The sequence below is a fragment of the Sphingobacterium suaedae genome, from assembly GCF_042684625.1.
GTDB lineage: Bacteria > Bacteroidota > Bacteroidia > Sphingobacteriales > Sphingobacteriaceae > Sphingobacterium > Sphingobacterium suaedae.
This window is the reverse complement of the sequence record NZ_JBHULR010000005.1, coordinates 176,977-195,049: the sequence shown is the minus strand read 5'-3', so window position 1 is coordinate 195,049 and position 18,073 is coordinate 176,977. Positions and strand designations below refer to the sequence as shown.

14 protein-coding genes are annotated in these 18,073 nt (G+C 44.2%); 8 read left to right on the top strand and 6 right to left on the bottom strand.

The features are described from left to right. Positions 1 to 10: 10 nt before the first annotated feature. The 4 genes from ACFSR5_RS13665 to ACFSR5_RS13650 all read left to right on the top strand — a co-directional run bounded on the left by ACFSR5_RS13665 (position 11) and on the right by ACFSR5_RS13650 (position 3,294). A complete protein-coding gene (locus ACFSR5_RS13665) occupies positions 11 to 1,408 on the top strand; it encodes a substrate import-associated zinc metallohydrolase lipoprotein (RefSeq protein ID WP_380904694.1) in 1,398 nt (465 codons plus the stop codon). Positions 1,409 to 1,429: 21 nt separating this feature from the next. Beyond that, entirely contained in the window at positions 1,430 to 2,743 is a 1,314-nt protein-coding gene (locus tag ACFSR5_RS13660) for a DUF4302 domain-containing protein (RefSeq protein ID WP_380904692.1), read from the top strand. Positions 2,744 to 2,863: 120 nt separating this feature from the next. After that, positions 2,864 to 3,106 (top strand): hypothetical protein, encoded by a 243-nt coding sequence (locus ACFSR5_RS13655; RefSeq protein WP_380904690.1) that lies wholly within the window; start codon positions 2,864 to 2,866, stop codon positions 3,104 to 3,106. Next, positions 3,097 to 3,294 (top strand): PH domain-containing protein, encoded by a 198-nt coding sequence (locus tag ACFSR5_RS13650; protein WP_380904849.1) that lies wholly within the window; start codon positions 3,097 to 3,099, stop codon positions 3,292 to 3,294. Before ACFSR5_RS13655 ends, ACFSR5_RS13650 begins: the two co-directional genes overlap by 10 nt. 15 nt (positions 3,295 to 3,309) lie before the next feature. Here the strand turns inward: ACFSR5_RS13650 and ACFSR5_RS13645 are convergent, their stop codons facing one another. Further along, positions 3,310 to 4,368, bottom strand: coding sequence for an Mrp/NBP35 family ATP-binding protein (locus ACFSR5_RS13645; protein ID WP_380904847.1), 1,059 nt, complete (start codon positions 4,366 to 4,368; stop codon positions 3,310 to 3,312). Positions 4,369 to 4,817: 449 nt separating this feature from the next. On the opposite strand from ACFSR5_RS13645, the gene ACFSR5_RS13640 reads away from it, so the two are divergent. Together ACFSR5_RS13640 and hpt are read left to right on the top strand one after the other, a co-directional pair. After that, on the top strand, positions 4,818 to 6,896 hold the full coding sequence (locus tag ACFSR5_RS13640) for a transglycosylase domain-containing protein (RefSeq protein ID WP_380904688.1): 2,079 nt from the start codon (positions 4,818 to 4,820) through the stop codon (positions 6,894 to 6,896). 80 nt (positions 6,897 to 6,976) lie between these two features. After that, positions 6,977 to 7,519, top strand: coding sequence for a hypoxanthine phosphoribosyltransferase (gene hpt, locus ACFSR5_RS13635; protein WP_380904686.1), 543 nt, complete (start codon positions 6,977 to 6,979; stop codon positions 7,517 to 7,519). Positions 7,520 to 7,728: 209 nt separating this feature from the next. Here the strand turns inward: hpt and ACFSR5_RS13630 are convergent, their stop codons facing one another. From ACFSR5_RS13630 to panC, 5 genes are all read right to left on the bottom strand, one after another. Beyond that, on the bottom strand, positions 7,729 to 8,199 hold the full coding sequence (locus tag ACFSR5_RS13630; RefSeq protein WP_380904684.1) for a thioredoxin family protein: 471 nt from the start codon (positions 8,197 to 8,199) through the stop codon (positions 7,729 to 7,731). A 119-nt stretch (positions 8,200 to 8,318) separates the two neighbouring features. After that, positions 8,319 to 10,664, bottom strand: coding sequence for a TonB-dependent receptor (locus ACFSR5_RS13625; protein ID WP_380904682.1), 2,346 nt, complete (start codon positions 10,662 to 10,664; stop codon positions 8,319 to 8,321). A 280-nt stretch (positions 10,665 to 10,944) separates the two neighbouring features. Further along, the gene (locus ACFSR5_RS13620) at positions 10,945 to 11,310 is read right to left on the bottom strand and encodes a hypothetical protein (RefSeq protein WP_380904680.1); all 366 of its coding nucleotides are present in this window, start codon (positions 11,308 to 11,310) and stop codon (positions 10,945 to 10,947) included. A gap of 84 nt (positions 11,311 to 11,394) precedes the next feature. Next, positions 11,395 to 11,745, bottom strand: coding sequence for an aspartate 1-decarboxylase (panD, locus tag ACFSR5_RS13615; protein ID WP_380904678.1), 351 nt, complete (start codon positions 11,743 to 11,745; stop codon positions 11,395 to 11,397). 84 nt (positions 11,746 to 11,829) lie between these two features. Then, positions 11,830 to 12,690: a pantoate--beta-alanine ligase gene (panC, locus tag ACFSR5_RS13610; protein ID WP_380904676.1), complete on the bottom strand. Its 861-nt coding sequence runs from the start codon at positions 12,688 to 12,690 to the stop codon at positions 11,830 to 11,832. Between the two features lie 144 nt (positions 12,691 to 12,834). On the opposite strand from panC, the gene ACFSR5_RS13605 reads away from it, so the two are divergent. Continuing rightward, positions 12,835 to 13,659, top strand: a complete 825-nt coding sequence (locus ACFSR5_RS13605; RefSeq protein WP_380904674.1) for a glycogen/starch synthase — start codon at positions 12,835 to 12,837, stop codon at positions 13,657 to 13,659. A gap of 267 nt (positions 13,660 to 13,926) precedes the next feature. Beyond that, the gene (locus ACFSR5_RS13600) at positions 13,927 to 17,976 is read left to right on the top strand and encodes a glycoside hydrolase family 2 TIM barrel-domain containing protein (protein WP_380904672.1); all 4,050 of its coding nucleotides are present in this window, start codon (positions 13,927 to 13,929) and stop codon (positions 17,974 to 17,976) included. The last annotated feature ends 97 nt before the right edge of the window (positions 17,977 to 18,073 follow it).

The window sequence follows — 18,073 nt, the reverse complement described above, 5'->3', positions numbered from 1 at the left end:
ATTTAACGCGATGAAAAAAAGAAATCTAATCCTACCGTTGCTCGTCGTATTGACACTGCTGTACGGATGTAAAAAAGAAGATGATATTAATTTCGAGTTTGATAACAGTCAAGATTTTGTGCCTACGGAACTAGATGAATGGCTTGATGCAAACTTCTTAAACACGTATAATATTGAGGTGGTTTATCGATACGACAGGTACAAAGGCAATATCGAACGAAATATCACTCCGGTAAAAGAGGAAAAAGTTAAAGGGCAGATGCTTGTTGTACTGGATGGCTTTTTAAAGCCTTATGACGACGTAGCGGGCACGACGTTTATAAAGACGTTTACCCCTAAGGAGTGGGTACTCTTCGGATCGACTTCGTATAATGATGACGGATCCATGATCCTGGGAACAGCTGCGGGAGGAAGAAATGTTACCCTCTATGAAGTAAATTCATTGGACAATACGGATGCAGAGCAGGTTAGGAGAAGGCTCCGGACGATACACCATGAGTTTACACATATTTTGCAGCAAAATAAAACGATGCCGTTGGATTTTGAAGGCATATCGGAAGGGGATTACTTCGACGATTGGACGAATACAACGCTTAATCCGCAGAAGCTTTCGGATTCATTAGGTTTTGTGTCGAGATATGCCCGATCCCAGTATTTTGAAGACTTTGCAGAAACCGCTGCACATTTACTGATGGAAGGACAATTATGGTATGATCACCACGCTAAGCAATATAATAAGATCACCTACGATCGATTAAAGAAAAAGGAAACCTCGGTGGTTAATTATTTCAGAGATTCGCATAACATTGATTTTAGAAAGCTTCAGCGGGAACTGCAGTCGATCATGTATGAACAGTTTAATGATAAAGTTTCTCAATCGCTAGGAAATTGGCTTCTTAATAAACAGCTATTTGTCGCGCCGAGTTATAATGCTGCGACCGTGTCTACAGATTTTAAGGCATCAGTAGATGTGTTTAAGGAGGCCGTGTATAATTATCACTCGACAAATAGGTATCAAGTTCAGGATATACGATTCCTATTTAATTCAGCCGATAAGACCCTGATTGTACGTGTACCCTTTCGAGGTACCGGCGGTTCAAACACCACCACCGTGTATGAAGCGGATTACAATTTTGCATATGCCTACAATACGGGTACGGAAAAAGTAACCTTTACAAAAACGGCACAAGGAGAGGGGGCTAGGTACAACAATGCGAATCTCTTTATGGATGCATTTATGGATAATATTGGCGCGTATTTGACAGGCTCTCCCTTTGTTTTAGATTGGTCGTTGACCAGTCCGCAACTGAGCCGTAAAGATGAGGGGTATAACAATACAGGTGGTTTTTATAAAGAAAACAACAGGAATAGCTTCATGAACTTTGTTTTAGAGAGAATCAAATTTTAACAGTGTGTAATGATGATAAGCATGAAAAATAGCATTAAATTATTGCTTGCTCTACTTTTTCTAGCTGCAGGGTGCGGCAAATCAGAGGTGGATTTACTCTTCGACAAGACACCCGAACAGCGGATGAGCGAGCAACAACAGGAGATAAAAGATCAATTGGTCGGAGCGCAGTTTGGTTGGCGTGTCTTTAATGAAACCTTATCCAGAGGGAATTATGGCTACTACATGAGCTTTGATGATAAAGACAGGGTGAAGATGCTCGCGGATATAAATAATGAAAGTAGTACAGAATTGCAGGAGTCGTCCTATCGTTTGCGTCTGATAAATGGGCCGGTTTTGGCATTTGAAACGTACAATTATATACATCTTCTAAACGATCCGAATCCAGCAGTAATAGGCGGCGTCCGTGGAGATGGATTAAAGAGTGATATCGAGTTTGACTTCCAACGCGCCACGGAAGATTCTATATTCTTTAAAGGAAGGAAATATGCTGGACAGATGGTGCTAGTGCGTGCTACGCAAGCTGAGCAGGAAAGTTTTTTGAATAGCGGATATGCTGAAGCTATAGCAGAAACGAAAAGCTTTTTTATTGAAAACCCTATTTCTTATTTTGAAATTGGCGGTGTGAAATATCAAATTTTTTTTAACGGGGCTGGAAAAAAAGTTGATGTAGCAAGTTATGTCAATGGTCAGGCTATTATCAGTCCGGCGGCATCTTTTTCGTTCTTATTGGATGGAATAGAAATTCCTACCGGTATGCAAGCCGGTTCAACTTTACTGCGATACTTGATGAGAGAAAGCGACAAGTTTTATGCGAAGAGTGAGGTAGGCGATAAATTCGAAATTTTAGTGTCTGATGAGGCTATTGTCCCGCTTAACAAGTTAGTGGGCATTAAATATAGTTTGAGAAGTCCGTATCTGAAATACTATCCCGGCACATCAGAGGCTGGATTGTCAATTCTGAAAAGGTATCATGAAGGATTGGGAAATAGAGCCACCGGTTACACATTTAACAGCGGGTATATTGACCTAAAATGGGATTTAGTTAATCAGAGGATCACGGTGAGCGGTTTTTCAAGTCAGAACGGAGGAGCAAGTGGATGGACAACCACAGCGGTTTACAACTATACTTTTGACGAGCAAACAGGACAATATAAATTGACCAGGAGATCAGCAGCATCTGGTGGTTATACTGCAGTTATTTTGGATAAACTAGATGAGTTCCTGCTGAATAGCGCCTTTACGATAGAGTACTTTTTTGATTCTGGTAACGTATATGGTAAAATGAAAGGAGTGGATAAGCCCGACGTCGAAATGACCTTTCAACTCTTATAAATGAATGAGTAAATCGACCTTCCGGAAACATGCGGAAAGTCGATTTTTTTTAATTTTTGTCTTGGTTGAAGGCAAATTATTAAAGATTTGAGCTTTTAAAACTTCAAATGAAACGGAACTATGAACCAATTTTTTTTCAAAGTTAATGTAGGCAAAGAAAGCTATATATGGCTTTTTGTTGTAGGTACAGTGCTTGCTGCAATCCGATGCAGTAGTATACATAATGGTGTTTATCTATCTACAGTTCTTGCGCTACTCGTGCTTGGTTTAATATGGTATTTTGTATTTTACTACGCAAACTATAAAATTGCTGACAATAAACTTTTGATCAAAACGCTTGAAGGAAAAAAAGTATTGATATAAGTGGCATCCGTATTATTGAAAGAGGAAACTCCATTTGGACCAGTGGTTTTTTCTATTTCTGGTATCCCTATCAAAAAGGGCTGAATGTACATTATAATATTCAGGATGAGATTTTTGTCAATCCAAAGCAGCAGGCAGCATTTATAACAAAATTATTGGAGATCAACCCCTCCATCGAAATAAAATAGGGTTTTCACCCTATTTTATTTATTTGCTAAAATACTTAATTCTTGCGCAACGCGGCCGGCAATATCTTTATAGGCGCTTGTTACCGGCTCATCGGCATCCAGCAAAATCGGAAAACCATTATCGCCCGCGTCTGCTACAGCTTTCACCAACGGAATCTCTCCCAAGAACGGTACGTTATTGCTTTCGGACAACCGTTTGCCACCGTCTTTGCCAAAAATATAATATCTATGATCAGGTAATTCGGCTGGCGTAAAGTAAGACATATTCTCGACGATGCCTAAAATCGGAATATTGATTCCTTCCATTTGGTACATGCCAATTCCTTTGATTGCATCAGCCAATGCCACATGCTGCGGTGTGGTGACGATCACTGCTCCTGAAATGGGGTACGATTGCGCTACGGTAATATGGATGTCGCCCGTACCAGGAGGCATGTCCACCACGAGATAGTCTAATTCGCCCCAATGGGTATCTCCAAATAACTGTTTGATGGCAGATGTCGCCATCGGTCCGCGCCATGGAATGGGTTGATTCGGGTCGGTAAAGAAACCAATAGATAACAATTTCAATCCAAATTTTTCTATCGGTAAGATTTTTGTTTTGCCCTGTTCTGCTTGTATCGATTCTGGTCTTGTGCCTTCCAGGCCAAACATAATCGGAAGGGAGGGGCCATAAATGTCTGCATCTAGTAGTCCTGTTTTCGCGCCGGTTTCTGCCAAAGCCAAAGCCAGGTTCGCCGCAACCGTCGACTTACCAACGCCCCCTTTACCGGAAGATACCAGGATAATGTTCTTAATACCATCCAGCTGTGCAGACTCCGTACTGATGACACGGGAGGTCATGTGGATGTCTACTTCCACTTCTTTGCCAATAAAAAGAGCAATTGCATTGCGGCATGCATGTTCAATGTGACCTTTTAACGGACAAGCGGGCGTTGTTAAGACTACGTCAAACTTGACCTTATTTGGTAGGATTTCAATATGTTGAATCATGTTCAACGTCACCAAATCTTTTTTCAGATCAGGTTCCTCGACATGACTTAATGCGTGTAATACTTGGTCTTTTGTGATCATAATAACATTATCTCCAACAAAGTTACATATTGCGATGACAAATCTTGTCATCTAGATGTTGATTAAGCGGTTTTTAAAGTTGTACAGGCGTTGTTTCAAAATACAAGTCATGCGATCGGACGTGTAACGCGTAACACTACGCCCGTTCCGAAAAAATATACGAAACTATATCCCTACTGATGATAAGGGCAACACAAGGATAAGACAAGGAGAGCCCTTGTTTAACACAAGAAAATTACTAGCTAAGAACTGTCTAAGAACAAGAACAAAGCAAGAAAATTGCTAGAGGCATACAACAAAAATCACGAAAAAAGGGAACTGTACGAGTATGGAATGCTACAGGCCATGGATAACACCGGATGAAATACCGGCCGTGTCTCGGTTAAGGTCTGTTATTTTTTTGCATAAAAAAAGCAAATTGGGTAAGTTTAGATCGAATTACATCTTGTATGAACATATTGCAAAAATTACCTGCGCTGAGTGGGGGACAGAAGAAGATCGCATACATTACAGGCGGTGTATTCTTCGTGCTGCTCCTCGTGGTGCTGGGGGTAGGGCTTTCTGTGCGCGGGCGGATCTTAGATAAGGCAGTGGCGAAGGTAGAGCACGCCCTTTTAAATCGGTATCACGTCGAATTTAAGGTGCGTGATTATCAATTTACCGGATTATCGACCGTTACTTTCCAAGATATTGAGCTGTTACCTAAGGGGCGGGACACACTTGCCCGTATAGCACAAATGGGGGTGTCGGTACGTCTGTGGCCGTTGCTGTTCGGTGATGTCAAGATCGGTAATCTCTCGCTCAAAAATTCGTATGTGACACTAGTCAAACGAGATTCCATCAGCAACTATGATTTTCTCTTCAGAAAAAAAGATAAAGATACTGCGTCGGTAAACGAAGAGGTCGATCGGAATTACGCAGCATTAATCGATGGCCTGGTGAAACAGGTATTCTTCAAGATCCCACGGGATATGGAGCTGGAAAATTTTGAATTATCTTATACGGACGATAGTGTACACCAACGTATCCGCTTGCCGCAGGCTGTGATCGATGGAGGGGATTTCGAAACGAGCTTATTTCTCAACGACCATGATGCGCAGTGGAATTTTTCCGGTCATGTGAATCCAGATAGACAACAGCTACACGTAGAGGTTGCCTCTGATACAGAAAATGTCGAATTGCCATTATTACGCAGGAAATTTGGGTTGGGCGTGAGTTTCGACAAAGTGATGTTTGATCTGGATAAAGTAAAACGGGAATCGGAAGATTCATTGACGATCGCTGGTAAGTGGAGTTTTGAAAATCTGCGTGTGCAGCACCGCCGCCTATCGGAGGAGCAGATCCTTTTACCCGAGGCTACGGGTGAAGGACAAATCAATATTGGCAAACTAGCTATGGAAGTAGATCCATCGAGCAGGATCCGTGTAAAAGACTTTGAGTTTCATCCGTATGTGAAGTTTATTCCTAGGCCGGAGAAGGTGGTCAACTTATCCATTCGCACAGGACAATTCGAAGCACAAAAGTTATTTGATGCCATTCCAAAAGGACTGTTCGAAACGATAGACGGGATACAAGTAGCCGGCAATATTGCCTATGACCTGGATTTTTCTGTCAATTTTGACAGGCCGGACGACCTCACTTTTCAATCAAAGATGGACGATAAGCAGCTGAAAATTTTGAAGTGGGGAAAGGCAAATATCGCCGACATGAACGGTTCGTTTACCTATCGCGCCTATGAGGATACCGTGCTGATGCGCGAAATTGTCGTGGCGCCGCAAAATCCTAAGTTTACTCCGCTGGAACAGGTGTCAACCATTCTGAAGAAAACCGTACTGAATACTGAAGATCCGTATTTTTATGAACACCGCGGGTTTGAGGAAGAAGCCTTTAAGCTGTCTATTGCGACAAATATCAAAGAACGGGCCTTTAAGCGAGGGGCTAGCACAATTTCGATGCAATTGGTCAAGAACATTTTTTTGAACCGGAATAAGACCATGATGCGTAAATTCGAGGAAATCCTGCTAGTGTGGTTGATGGAATCGTCTCGACAAGTGCCAAAAGACCGTATGTTTGAAATCTACCTGAATGTTATTGAATGGGGAAAAAATGTGTACGGTATCCAGGAAGCGGCATCCTATTATTTCGGGAAAACTCCCGCTGTGCTGACCATTGGAGAAAGTTTGTATCTATCCAGTATCATCCCGAGACCAAAAACGGGGCTTGCATCGTTCGATTACACCGGACATTTAAAACCTTGGGTACAACGCCATTTCAATACCTATGGGTATATCATGACCAAACGAGGGCAACTACAGGATGAGTCTGTCCCTTCAAATTATGGTTTCTACGAGGTGACGCTCGAATCGGCATTACGTCCTGCTCGTCCTCAAGGGGTGATGGATACGACGTTTCAAGAAGTCGACCCAGAGCAGGAAGCGATTATGAAGGAAATGGAAGTGGAGGAGCAGAGACGGAAGAGCCTGTTGGAAAAACTGTTTGGTAAAGGGCAAGACGAACAACCGGAATAAACCGGTAGGCAATGGTTCGGAACGTAGCTGTAACGGGAAAATAGGAAATGGTGTATATCCACAAATAAATTGATTTCTGTATGAAACATATCCAAATAGATCACCTAAACTTCGAATTATTTATCGATTACGAACAAATCAAGAAACGTATTCGATTGATGGGGATTGATATTAGTATGAAATACGCCGATAGGCATCCTGTGTTCGTTGGCGTGCTCAACGGTTGTTTCATGTTTATGGCGGATTTAATGAAACAAATCCATGTACCCTGTGAGCTTTCTTTTGTGAAATTAGCTTCTTATCAAGGTGTGAACCAAGGACACGTACATGAGCTATTAGGAGTGGGGATGGACCTAACGGGTAGAGAGGTCATTATTGTCGAAGATGTGATCGACTCGGGCAATTCGTTGAAACACACGATAGAGGCGTTGGAGAAACTGCACGTAGGGAGTATTGCGGTTTGTACGTTATTAATGAAGCCAGAGGCTCTACAGTACGAATTTGACAACATTATGTATGTGGGTTTTGAGATTGACAAGGAGTTTGTGGTCGGGTATGGTTTGGATTACAACGGACAATGCCGCAATCTCCCAGACATTTATAAAAATGTAAGCACAGCCTAAAATCGTATGGACCTCCTTAAAACTATTGCCGGCGTGTTCTAACGAGGGCCCTGGAGGTGATCGTTAGGCTATCGGAGCAGGAGCTGTAAGCTCGCGCTAGCGATGTTCGGTAGCTGTATCAATTAAATGGCGTCTTCGCCCGTGTTACGAAGCTCGTGGGCGGACGTTTCAAACAGTTGCCTGAACAGAAACAGCCGGTACATGGATAATTATTGCAGGGCCTTCAACAACTTGCGCCGGTCTAAATAGTGAAAATGCCGCGATCGGACGGTGAAATCTTTCCGAAGAACAATGGTCGTAGGAAAAGTAAACTTCCCCTCACGTGCAGCTAACAGTTTTGTGATCTGGTGATAGTGCCCTGTACGTTTTTTGGACACCGCATTCGTCAGAATCTGATGATCAAAACACACGGTATCTACACTTTCGGCATCAAAGCGTAACGCATAATAATCTGCATCGAGCTTTCGAATCACTGCGGAATCGGTAAATACTACATTTTGCATTTTCCGGCAATACGCGCACCAGTCTGTATGAAAGAAAAGCAGGACGGGCTTAGGGTGGACCGTCAATGAATCGGACAGCTGTTCCCATGTAAGCCACTGCACCTGGTCTTTGTCTTGTGCAGAGAGTGGGTACCAAAGTACGGCAAGAAACAGCAGGATAAAAAACTTCTTTCTCATTTTTGTAAAAGTGTGAGCTGAGCCGACCTACCAGATGCGTTTGGAACAATCGGCATCATTTTTTACGGAAAAAAGTACGTGTTGAGGTACGGGTATCGTTCCTCGACACGTACTACGGATTAATGAAAATGACCAATTTTCACGCCAAACGTAAAAGTGCGCGGTTTGGTGGGGCCATAGACATAATCCGAGTCCCGCAAAGCACCCTTATCAAAATCCTTTTGGAAGGCGTTGAACATATTCTGTACACCCGTAAACAATTCCACGTTGAAATCCTTTTTGACGGAAAATGTATAGCCTAGACGGAGATTCAATTCGACAAAGTCGCGCGCATCTTTAACCAGCATACGTCCGTCCGGTTGGTAGTGCGGGACAAGCATGCGTCCGGTATAAACGCCTGTTAAATCGACCGCAAGCTGTTTCGTCGCCTTGATATTGGTGTTTAAATACCCATACATATTTGGCGTGCGCATATACCGCGTAGTTACGATGTTATCAACCGGGTTTTCTCCTTCAAAGATCAACTGTTCCTCGTTATACTTTGAGCGCTGTATCGTTCCGCCTGCTTGGATACTTAATGCGTTGGAAGGGGCAATGCTTAGCTCGACATTGCTGCCATAAACGCGTGAACGGCTACCATTTCGCATCTCTTGCAAAATAATATCTGCTTCTTCCGACGTCATAACGGTTGTAAATGGGTTTTGGAGATCGGTGAAGAAACCTTCGACCAGTAAACTGGCCTGCGTAGAACCAAAATTACGCGTATAGTTAAACGAACCGGTATAAGCATTGGAATACTCAGTTTTCAAATCTTCTCCCATGAGGACGAAAACCTGTTGTCCGCCGATAGAGGTTACATGCATATCTTCGTTGAAGGCTTGCGGTGCACGAAATCCGCGAGCGTACCCTCCCCGGAACTGCAACTCGGGCGTGATATCGTACAAGATCGTCAATCGTGGACTAAACGTTCCAAACCGTTGGTCGGACGCCCTGTTTCGGTCAAGCAAGCGATACGTGCCGTTCACGTACGTATAGTCGTAACGAGCGCCCATCAGCGCTTTTAATTGATCAATGACCTTCCATTCATACTGCGCATAGGTTCCAACGGCATGGGTCCGTTGGTCGATGCTTCTTTTATAAGCGGGTATATCATCTTCTGTTCGGTTCATGTTATATTCCACACCCGCCGTGAATACGTCCCGCTCAAAATGGTAGGTATACTGGCCTCCTGCCACCATGGCGAAATCATCGGTTGTGCCGTATGAATTGGCGGCAACTACACTGTCTTGGTGCGTTCGTGATCCTCCTAGTCCTCCATAATAACTATCACGCTTGCTTTTTTGAGCTGACGCATACACCGACATTTTATGCTTCCAGTCTTTTGAATAGTGATCGTAGGTAAGACCACCGATAAACGAGTTCGTTTGAATCTGCTCGGTGATGTCCGTAAAATGAGGCGCCAAATCTAAACGGTCACCCCCTCTCCGAAATTCATTTAGTACGCTCATATCCAAAGTGATTTTATTATACTCGGATGGTTTGAAAAATGCTTTCGTTCCAAAAGTTGTGTTGCGCAACTTTGTGATTTCCGAAAATCCATCGTCGTTAGCATCCCAAGGTTGCCGATCGCGATGCATTCCATAAAACGTTACACCATTCATGAGGTCGTCTTCGACAAACGACGTATTAAAGTCGATGGTGTTATCCCAAGATGTTCCATTGATCAACGAGTTGGTCGATTTGATCTGCCAGTCATTTTCCACGGGATCTTTCGTAATGATATTGATTGTGCCCGCGATGGCATTCGCGCCAAACAACGCGGAACCTCCGCTGCGGACAACTTCGATGCGGTCGATCATGCTCGTCGGGATTTGGTCTAGCCCATAGACACTATTCAACGCGCTGAATACCGAGCGGCTATTGATTAGAATCTGAGAATAAGCGCCCTCTAGTCCGTTTAGGCGTACTTGAGAAAAGCCACAATTTTGACAGTTATTTTCCACACGTACACCCGGTTGATAAGCAAGTGTTTCCGACATAGCGACGGATTGTGTGGCGTTGAAGAGTTTTGGACCGAGTACATTGACGACGACCGGCGCTTCTCGACGATCCAGCCCATAACGCGTAGCGCTCACAACTACCTCATTCAGGTTGAGATTGTCTTCTAATAGTTGGATTTCCACGAACGCTTGTTGCTGTGTGGCTGTCCATGTCTTTTTTTGGGTTTGGTAGCCGACCGCTCGTGTGATAATCGTGGTCTTATTTTGTGGGACATTGGTTAAAATGAAGTTTCCCTGTTCGTTTGTCGAAGCGCCAACGCTCGTGCCTTCTACAACGACGGTTGCTTGAGGAATGGGTTCATGCTGCGCATTTGTTACCTTACCGGTTATCGTGTTTTGGGCCAATAAGGCCATTGGTATACTATATAATAGGGTTAGGAATAGCTTGTAATATATTTTTTTCATTTGTTGTTTCAAAGTTGTCAATCGTTCAAATAGGTACGCAGGTCGTAACTGCTTATTGTTTCGTGAAAAATATTTAGTGCTGAAAAATGACGTCGACCTTTGCTTCGTTCGGCATGTAGCCTTTAGAGCTAGCACTCCAGGTATAGCCACCGCATGTACCGTATACATACCGACACACGCATGTGTGTTGCTTTCCAAATGGAATACGAGTAGATGGAGGTTCATAGGTAGACGTGATGCTGCTCCCTACGGGTCCGGTCGTGATTCAGAAATAAGAAGATTAGACGGTGTTAGGGGGCCCCCTCAGGTCATAGTGAACGATAGATTCTGAACGAACAGACTCGATCAGCTCTGCATAATGTATACGTAAATGGCGTGGTGTCAGCGCTAATTCGTAGACCAATAGGTCATTTGCCAGAAAAGCGCCCGCAAAAACAACGTTGAGATATTGGATCTCGCCATCGGAATGATGGTGGTGTGATTTTCCTTTTTTTGTAAAGTCGTATGGGTGAACGTGTGTAATGATCTCGCCTGTCGAGGTCACTTCTTTGTGCATAAAAACGACACCACTGATGATAATTGCAATCATCCACGCGCTTAAAAGCGAGGCGACGAAGGATCGGTATGTGGTCGATAGTTTATGCATTGTACTCTATTGCGAGACGGAGTCTGAACAAAAAAAAGCACTGTTAATGCAACAGTGCTACAAAAGTATAGAATATTGTTGAAATTATTGTATTAATTTATTGTTGTCATCTGGGAACAGCAAGGTAGGCGTATGGCCTTTTGCTTCTTCTGGTGTCATGCTACCATAGGAGATAATGATTACGATGTCCCCAACTTGAACTAATCGGGCAGCGGCGCCATTCAGACAAATAGTCCCCGTACCGCGCTCTCCTGGAATAACATACGTTTCTAGCCGTGCGCCATTATTGTTGTTGACGATCTGCACTTTTTCGTTTGCAACGATATTAGCTGCATCCATCAAATCTTCATCGATCGTGATACTCCCCACGTAGTTTAATTCAGCCTGTGTTACACGCACGCGGTGAATCTTTGACTTCATTACTTCAATTAACATGATACAAAATTACTTCAATTTTTTTAAAGAGTTGTTTTTTTTACGTCAGAAAAGCGTAGTCCTCCCATGCGTTCGGAGCGTTTTCTAAGCTGTTGCACCTTCATGGATGATCATATTATCGATCAAGCGCACGCCCTCCACCCACGCAACAATCAATGCCACGTGTTGTTTTTCCGGGTCCACCGTTTCCACTTCGCGTAGCGAACGGCTTTCACAGATCGCTAGATACTCGATGTCAATCTGTCCTTCGGTTTCTAAAATTTCAAACGCGTGTTGCTTGAGCTCCTTCGGTTGTTGTTGATTAACGTGTGTTTTGATGTAATGGAGCGATCGATATAAGGCCAATGCCTTTTTCTTGCCGGCTTCTGATAAACGTAAGTTCCGGGAACTCAACGCTAGCCCTTCGTCGTTGCGAATAGTTGGGCAGATGTGAATGTGTACGGGAAGTCTTTTGACGTCAATAAGACGTTGTATGACCATAACTTGCTGAAAATCTTTCTGACCGAAGCAGGCGATATCAGGTTGTACCAACGTAAAGAGTTTATAGACGATTTGTGTAACACCTTGAAAGTGTCCAGGTCGTTTTTCACCCTCCCAGATGGTATCGAGGTTGCCGAGATCGATACGCCATTCAAGCTCGTTGGTAGGATACATCTCCGCTACGGAGGGCATGAAAACAGCATCACAAGAGACGGAAGTCAACAATTTCAAATCGTGTTCAATAGGTCGAGGGTATTTTTCCAGGTCTTTCGGGTCATTGAATTGCGTCGGGTTGACAAAAATGCTGCAAACTGTTACATCGGCGACCCGCTGTGCTTCGTGGATTAACGAGAGATGTCCCTCGTGCAAGGCACCCATGGTGGGAACGAGTGCAATTTTTTTGCCGGTTGTGCGGAGCCCTTGTAAATAGGACTGTAACTCATGTTGGGTCTCGAATATCTTCACCGTTAAAGCATTAAATAAGCGGACAAAATTGCATAATTAATTTGGTAATATAAAGTGATGAAAACGAACAAATTGTAAAATTCACAAAATATTCGTACCTTTGTGTACCGATTTTACTGTTCGATAAATAAAAAATAATTGGAGATGGCAAAAACGAAAATATTGTTTGTAACCCATGAGATGTCGCCTTTCCTTGAAATAAGTAAAATTTCTGAAATTACACGCCAGTTACCTCAAGCTATGCAAGAAAGGGGATTTGAAATCCGTATTCTGATGCCTCGCTTTGGTAATATCAATGAGCGCAGAAATCGTCTTCATGAAGTGATAAGGTTGTCGGGAATGAACATCGTGGTGGATAACAATGACAATCCGCTAATCATTAAAGTGGCTTCTTTACCAGCCGCACGTATGCAAGTTTACTTTTTGGATAACGAAGAGTATTTTCAGCGGAAAAAGGTTTTTCGTGATGAAAAGGACTTTTTTGCAGACAATAACGAGCGTTCGTTATTCTTCTGCAAAGGGGCATTGGAAACCGTCAAAAAATTGGGATGGTCTCCCGATGTGGTGCATTGCCACGGGTGGTTTTCCGCCATGGTTCCGGCCTATTTGAAGACCGCTTATAAAGATGATCCGACTTTTAAGGACGCGAAGGTTATGTACTCGTTGTATGCCAATGAAGAATTTGGGACATTAGGTCCGAAATATGTCGAAATGGCCGCACAAGAGGATATGAGCGCCGATGAAGCAGCGCCGTATGGAGATGGATCGTATGTTGACCTGTATAAAGGGGCCTTGTCCTACACGGACATCGCTGTCTTCGCCGATGAGGATATACATCCGGAACTGAAAGCATATGTGGAGACAAACGGTATCCGTAGTTTTTCGCCAGGTGGGGACGAGGACTACGATGGGTTTGCGGAAGTATTTGACGAATTTTCGACGGTCGATGTAGAGTCTGCTTCTGCTTAAGCATATTCTTGTAAACGATAATAAAAGCGCTTCTCCGGAAGCGCTTTTTTTTTTGCCCCGATCACCGGTTCACTGTCTTTTTCGCCATTAGAAATTTATAAACTTTGTAGCCGGCATTTTATCAAACGTTTTACTGCGAAAAAGCGCAATCGATTGACCGTGACCATAAAGCAACAATACTAGAAAAGTAAGGATTTATTGCTGTTGTAGAATTTGTTTTTGCTATTCTGGATCCTATTTTTGTCTATAACCTAACGACTTTTTTATATGAAAATGACACGAAGACTGCGTGGTATACTATTTTTGGTGCTCGTTCTGCCCATACAGCTCCTTGCACAGGAACCTGCCGTACAGCATATCGCGGGGTTTGTATATGGCGACCACCAAGCGCCAACCGGCAAAGAATGGGAATCTCCTACAGAACTTTCACTGAACAAGGAATTACCGCATGCATACCACTTCTCCTTCAACACGGTAGAGGAAGCTAGAAAAGTACTTCCTGAACATTCTAGTAATTGGTTAACCTTAAATGGAACCTGGAAATTTCATTGGGTTAAATCTCCCGAAGAGCGTCCGAAAAACTTCTTCGACCCAAAAGTCGATGTATCGGCTTGGGATGATGTTCCTGTACCGATGAGCTGGAATATATTGGGTATACAAAAAGATGGCTCCCTAAAGTATGGTGTGCCAATATATGTAAACCAACCCGTTATTTTTCAACATCAGGTGAAAGTCGACGACTGGCGTGGAGGGGTTATGCGGACACCGCCGCAGCATTGGACAACCTATCAATACAGGAACGAAGTGGGATCCTATCGACGCATGTTCTCCGTTCCGAAGGAATGGAAGGAAAAGGAAATCTACATCAATTTTGACGGCGTTGATTCTTTTTTTTACATATGGATTAACGGAAAATATGTGGGCTTTTCGAAGAACTCAAGAAACGTTGCATCGTTTAACATCACGAGGTATCTATCGCCAAAGGGAGAGAACACGGTAGCGCTAGAGGTGTACCGCAATTCCGATGCCTCCTTCTTGGAGGCGCAAGATATGTTTCGATTACCAGGTGTCTTTCGTACCGTTTCTCTTACTGCAAAACCAAAGGTGCAATTGCGAAATGTCGTCGCCATTCCTGATCTTGACAGCTTGTATAGAAATGCGACACTGCGCGTGACCGCCGAGGTTGCTAATGCGTCTGGGAAAGAGGTTTCGGGATACGCCACTCGCTGTACGCTGTATGCAAACAGACTGTATAGCGACGACAGTGGGCAAGTGAAAGAAATCAATTGGCGAAGATCGATCGCTTCAGTAAATAAGGGACAAACAACGGTGGTTGAACAAGATCTAAAGGTCGACAATCCGAAAAAATGGTCTGCTGAAGAACCTTATCGCTACACGTTGGTTACGGAGCTGCTAAATCAAAAGGGCAAGGTTGTCGACGTCGTGTCTACCTATATTGGCTTTCGGGAGGTGGAAGTGAAAGATACCGAAGCAAACAATGACGAATTTGGATTAGCTGGTCGGTACTTCTTTGTCAATGGCAAACCGGTGAAGCTGAAGGGAGTGAATCGACATGAGACGAATCCAGAAACCGGTAAAGTTATTTCCCGCCAGCAAATGGAGGAAGAAATAAAATTAATGAAACGGGCTAACATTAATCATGTGCGGAATTCTCACTATCCAGATGATCCCTACTGGTATTACCTGTGTGATAAATATGGCATCTACCTGGAAGATGAAGCGAATCTCGAAAGTCATGAATATTATTACGGAGAGGCATCGCTTTCGCACCCCGAAGAGTGGAATAATGCTCATGTGGCCCGTAATTTGGAAATGGTTCATGCCACGATCAACCACCCTTCCATTGTTATTTGGTCGTTGGGTAACGAAGCTGGCCCCGGTAAAAATTTTACTTCAGCATATGAGGCGATCAAAAAAGTCGACGTTTCCAGACCGGTGCAGTATGAGCGTAATAATAGTATTGTCGACATCGGCTCCAATCAATATCCATCTATCGATTGGGTACGGGAAGCGGTAAAAGGCAAATATCGGTTGAAATATCCGTTCCATATTTCTGAATATGCACACTCCATGGGAAATGCAAGTGGCAATCTGATCGATTATTGGGAAGCTATAGAGTCAACTAACTTTTTCATGGGTGGTGCGATTTGGGATTGGATCGACCAATCGATGTATGCGTATGACAAGCAGACGGGAGATCGTTATGTGGCGTATGGAGGCGACTTCGGAGACAGGCCCAACGACGGAACATTTGTGATGAATGGTCTGATATTTTCGGACCTTACTCCGAAGCCGGCCTACTATGAGGTGCGTAAAGTATACCAAAACGTAGGTGTAAAAGCCTTGGATATGCGTGCAGGAAATGTAGAAATTTTTAATAAGAATTACTTCAGTAGTTTAGATGCATACGCGATCGAATGGTCACTTTGGAAAGATGGAGAAGAAATTCAACAAGGGTCTTCATTCCGAACAGCCATTCCATCTATTGCGCCGCGGACGCGTTACCTGTTGAGCATACCCTACGATTATGAAACCCTGGACGCGCAATCGGAGTACTTTGTGAAGATTCAGTTTAAACTAAAAGAGGACCGGCCATGGGCACCGAAAGGGTATGTACAGATGGAGGAGCAGTTGTTGGTTAAAGAGGCGGGTAGGGCACCTTCCATTGCTGCGATCACACAGGGGCATGCGTTATTATCACATACCGTTCACGGGAATTTGCAGGTGCTACAAGGAGACGGTTTTCTGGTGAAATTCGATGACCAGTCGGGCACCATTCATCATCTGACGTATGGCAATAAAGTAATGATCCGGGATGGCGAGGGGCCTCGTCTGGATGCGTTGCGGGCGCCACTGGACAATGACAACTGGGCGTACCAGCAGTGGTTCGAAAAAGGATTGCATCGGTTGAAACACACTGCACATACATCGACTGTCTATCGACGGAATGATGGGGCGTACGTTTTGTCGTATAATGTCATATCTCAGGCACCATATGGGGCGACAATCCGCGGAGGGAGTTCAGGAACCTATACGCTTGAAGAGCATACTGACCGGCCATTTAATGAAAATGACTTTAAATTCACGAGCAATTTCATCTGGACGGTATATACAGATGGCTCTATTGAATTGGAAAGTACGATTACTTCGAACAACAGCAGCGTAGTGTTACCGCATCTGGGTTTTGCTATGCAGTTGCCGGAAGATTTCGCCCAATACACGTATTATGGTCGCGGTCCCATGAATAATTATGCTGATCGAAAAACAGGCCAATTTATTCAAAGGTACACTAGTCCTGTAGCCGCGCAGTATGTAGCCTGGCCTAAGCCGCAGTCTACCGGTAACCGCGAAGAATTGCGTTGGTGTTCGCTGACGGATGGCGCTGGGGATGGCGTGGTGTTCGTCGCCAAGGATAAATTTTCCGCCTCGGCGCTGCCTTGGAGTGAACTGGAGATGACGTTAGCTCCGCATACACATCAACTCCCCGAAAGCTCGGGAACCCACCTTTATCTGTTGGCCGATGTGACTGGCCTCGGTGGCAATAGTTGCGGACAAGGGCCTCCGTTGGAACAAGATCGGGTCAAGGCCGGTGCGTACAATTTTGGATTTATTATTCGTCCTGTGCGTGGCCGTAACGAACAGTCTCAAGTCAAGGTTCGCGTGGCGGGCGAGATGCCAATCAGTATTACACAAGACCGAAATGGCTTAGTGTCTTTAGCAAGCGAAAGGGCAGACGCTGCGCTATGGGTTCAAGTGGACGCTGGGCGACCAAGACGATACACCGAATCGTTTAGCTTACGAGAGGGAGGGGTGGTGACTGCATGGTATCAAGGAAATGAAAAGCTTAAAACAAGTATGCGTTTTTCAAAGATAGAGCAAATTCCCATGCAGGTGATGTCCGCCTCAAGTCAAGAAATCGGCGAGGGGAATGCGGCGCACATTGTCGATGGCGACCCGTCGACAATTTGGCATACGATGTATTCTGTGACTGTTGCACAGTATCCGCATTGGATAGATTTTGATGCAGGGATGTCGAAAAAAATAAAAGGATTTACCTATTTGCCGCGACAAGATGGGCCAAACGGACAGATTAAAGGATATCGCTTGCAGGTAAGTGCAGACGGTAAGAACTGGAGCGAACCCATCGTGGAAGGTGAGTTTGAACGGGGCGGAAAGCTACAGTCAGTACTGCTGAAAAAAACGATCGAGGCACGTTATATAAGGTTCACGGCACTAAGTTCGCACAACGGGCAGGACTTTGCTTCGGGGGCGGAGTTTACGGTGCTGGCAGATTAGAGAGACAGACGATATCTGAAACTTGATCTAGGAGGAGAGTGTGCCCATCTGCGAGCATTTATTTCGGCACCTTCTTTTGATTATATGGTGGTGTCCT

What these genes read in the sequence shown, in the direction of transcription:
- ACFSR5_RS13600 (WP_380904672.1), top strand. Translation starts at nt 13,927, where the DNA reads ATGAAAATGACACGAAGACTGCGTGGTATACTATTTTTGGTGCTCGTT.
- ACFSR5_RS13630 (WP_380904684.1), bottom strand. Translation starts at nt 8,199, where the DNA reads ATGAGAAAGAAGTTTTTTATCCTGCTGTTTCTTGCCGTACTTTGGTAC.
- panD (WP_380904678.1), bottom strand. Translation starts at nt 11,745, where the DNA reads ATGTTAATTGAAGTAATGAAGTCAAAGATTCACCGCGTGCGTGTAACA.
- ACFSR5_RS13625 (WP_380904682.1), bottom strand. Translation starts at nt 10,664, where the DNA reads ATGAAAAAAATATATTACAAGCTATTCCTAACCCTATTATATAGTATA.
- ACFSR5_RS13640 (WP_380904688.1), top strand. Translation starts at nt 4,818, where the DNA reads ATGAACATATTGCAAAAATTACCTGCGCTGAGTGGGGGACAGAAGAAG.
- hpt (WP_380904686.1), top strand. Translation starts at nt 6,977, where the DNA reads ATGAAACATATCCAAATAGATCACCTAAACTTCGAATTATTTATCGAT.
- ACFSR5_RS13660 (WP_380904692.1), top strand. Translation starts at nt 1,430, where the DNA reads ATGAAAAATAGCATTAAATTATTGCTTGCTCTACTTTTTCTAGCTGCA.
- ACFSR5_RS13655 (WP_380904690.1), top strand. Translation starts at nt 2,864, where the DNA reads ATGAACCAATTTTTTTTCAAAGTTAATGTAGGCAAAGAAAGCTATATA.
- ACFSR5_RS13620 (WP_380904680.1), bottom strand. Translation starts at nt 11,310, where the DNA reads ATGCATAAACTATCGACCACATACCGATCCTTCGTCGCCTCGCTTTTA.
- ACFSR5_RS13605 (WP_380904674.1), top strand. Translation starts at nt 12,835, where the DNA reads ATGGCAAAAACGAAAATATTGTTTGTAACCCATGAGATGTCGCCTTTC.
- ACFSR5_RS13665 (WP_380904694.1), top strand. Translation starts at nt 11, where the DNA reads ATGAAAAAAAGAAATCTAATCCTACCGTTGCTCGTCGTATTGACACTG.
- ACFSR5_RS13645 (WP_380904847.1), bottom strand. Translation starts at nt 4,368, where the DNA reads ATGATCACAAAAGACCAAGTATTACACGCATTAAGTCATGTCGAGGAA.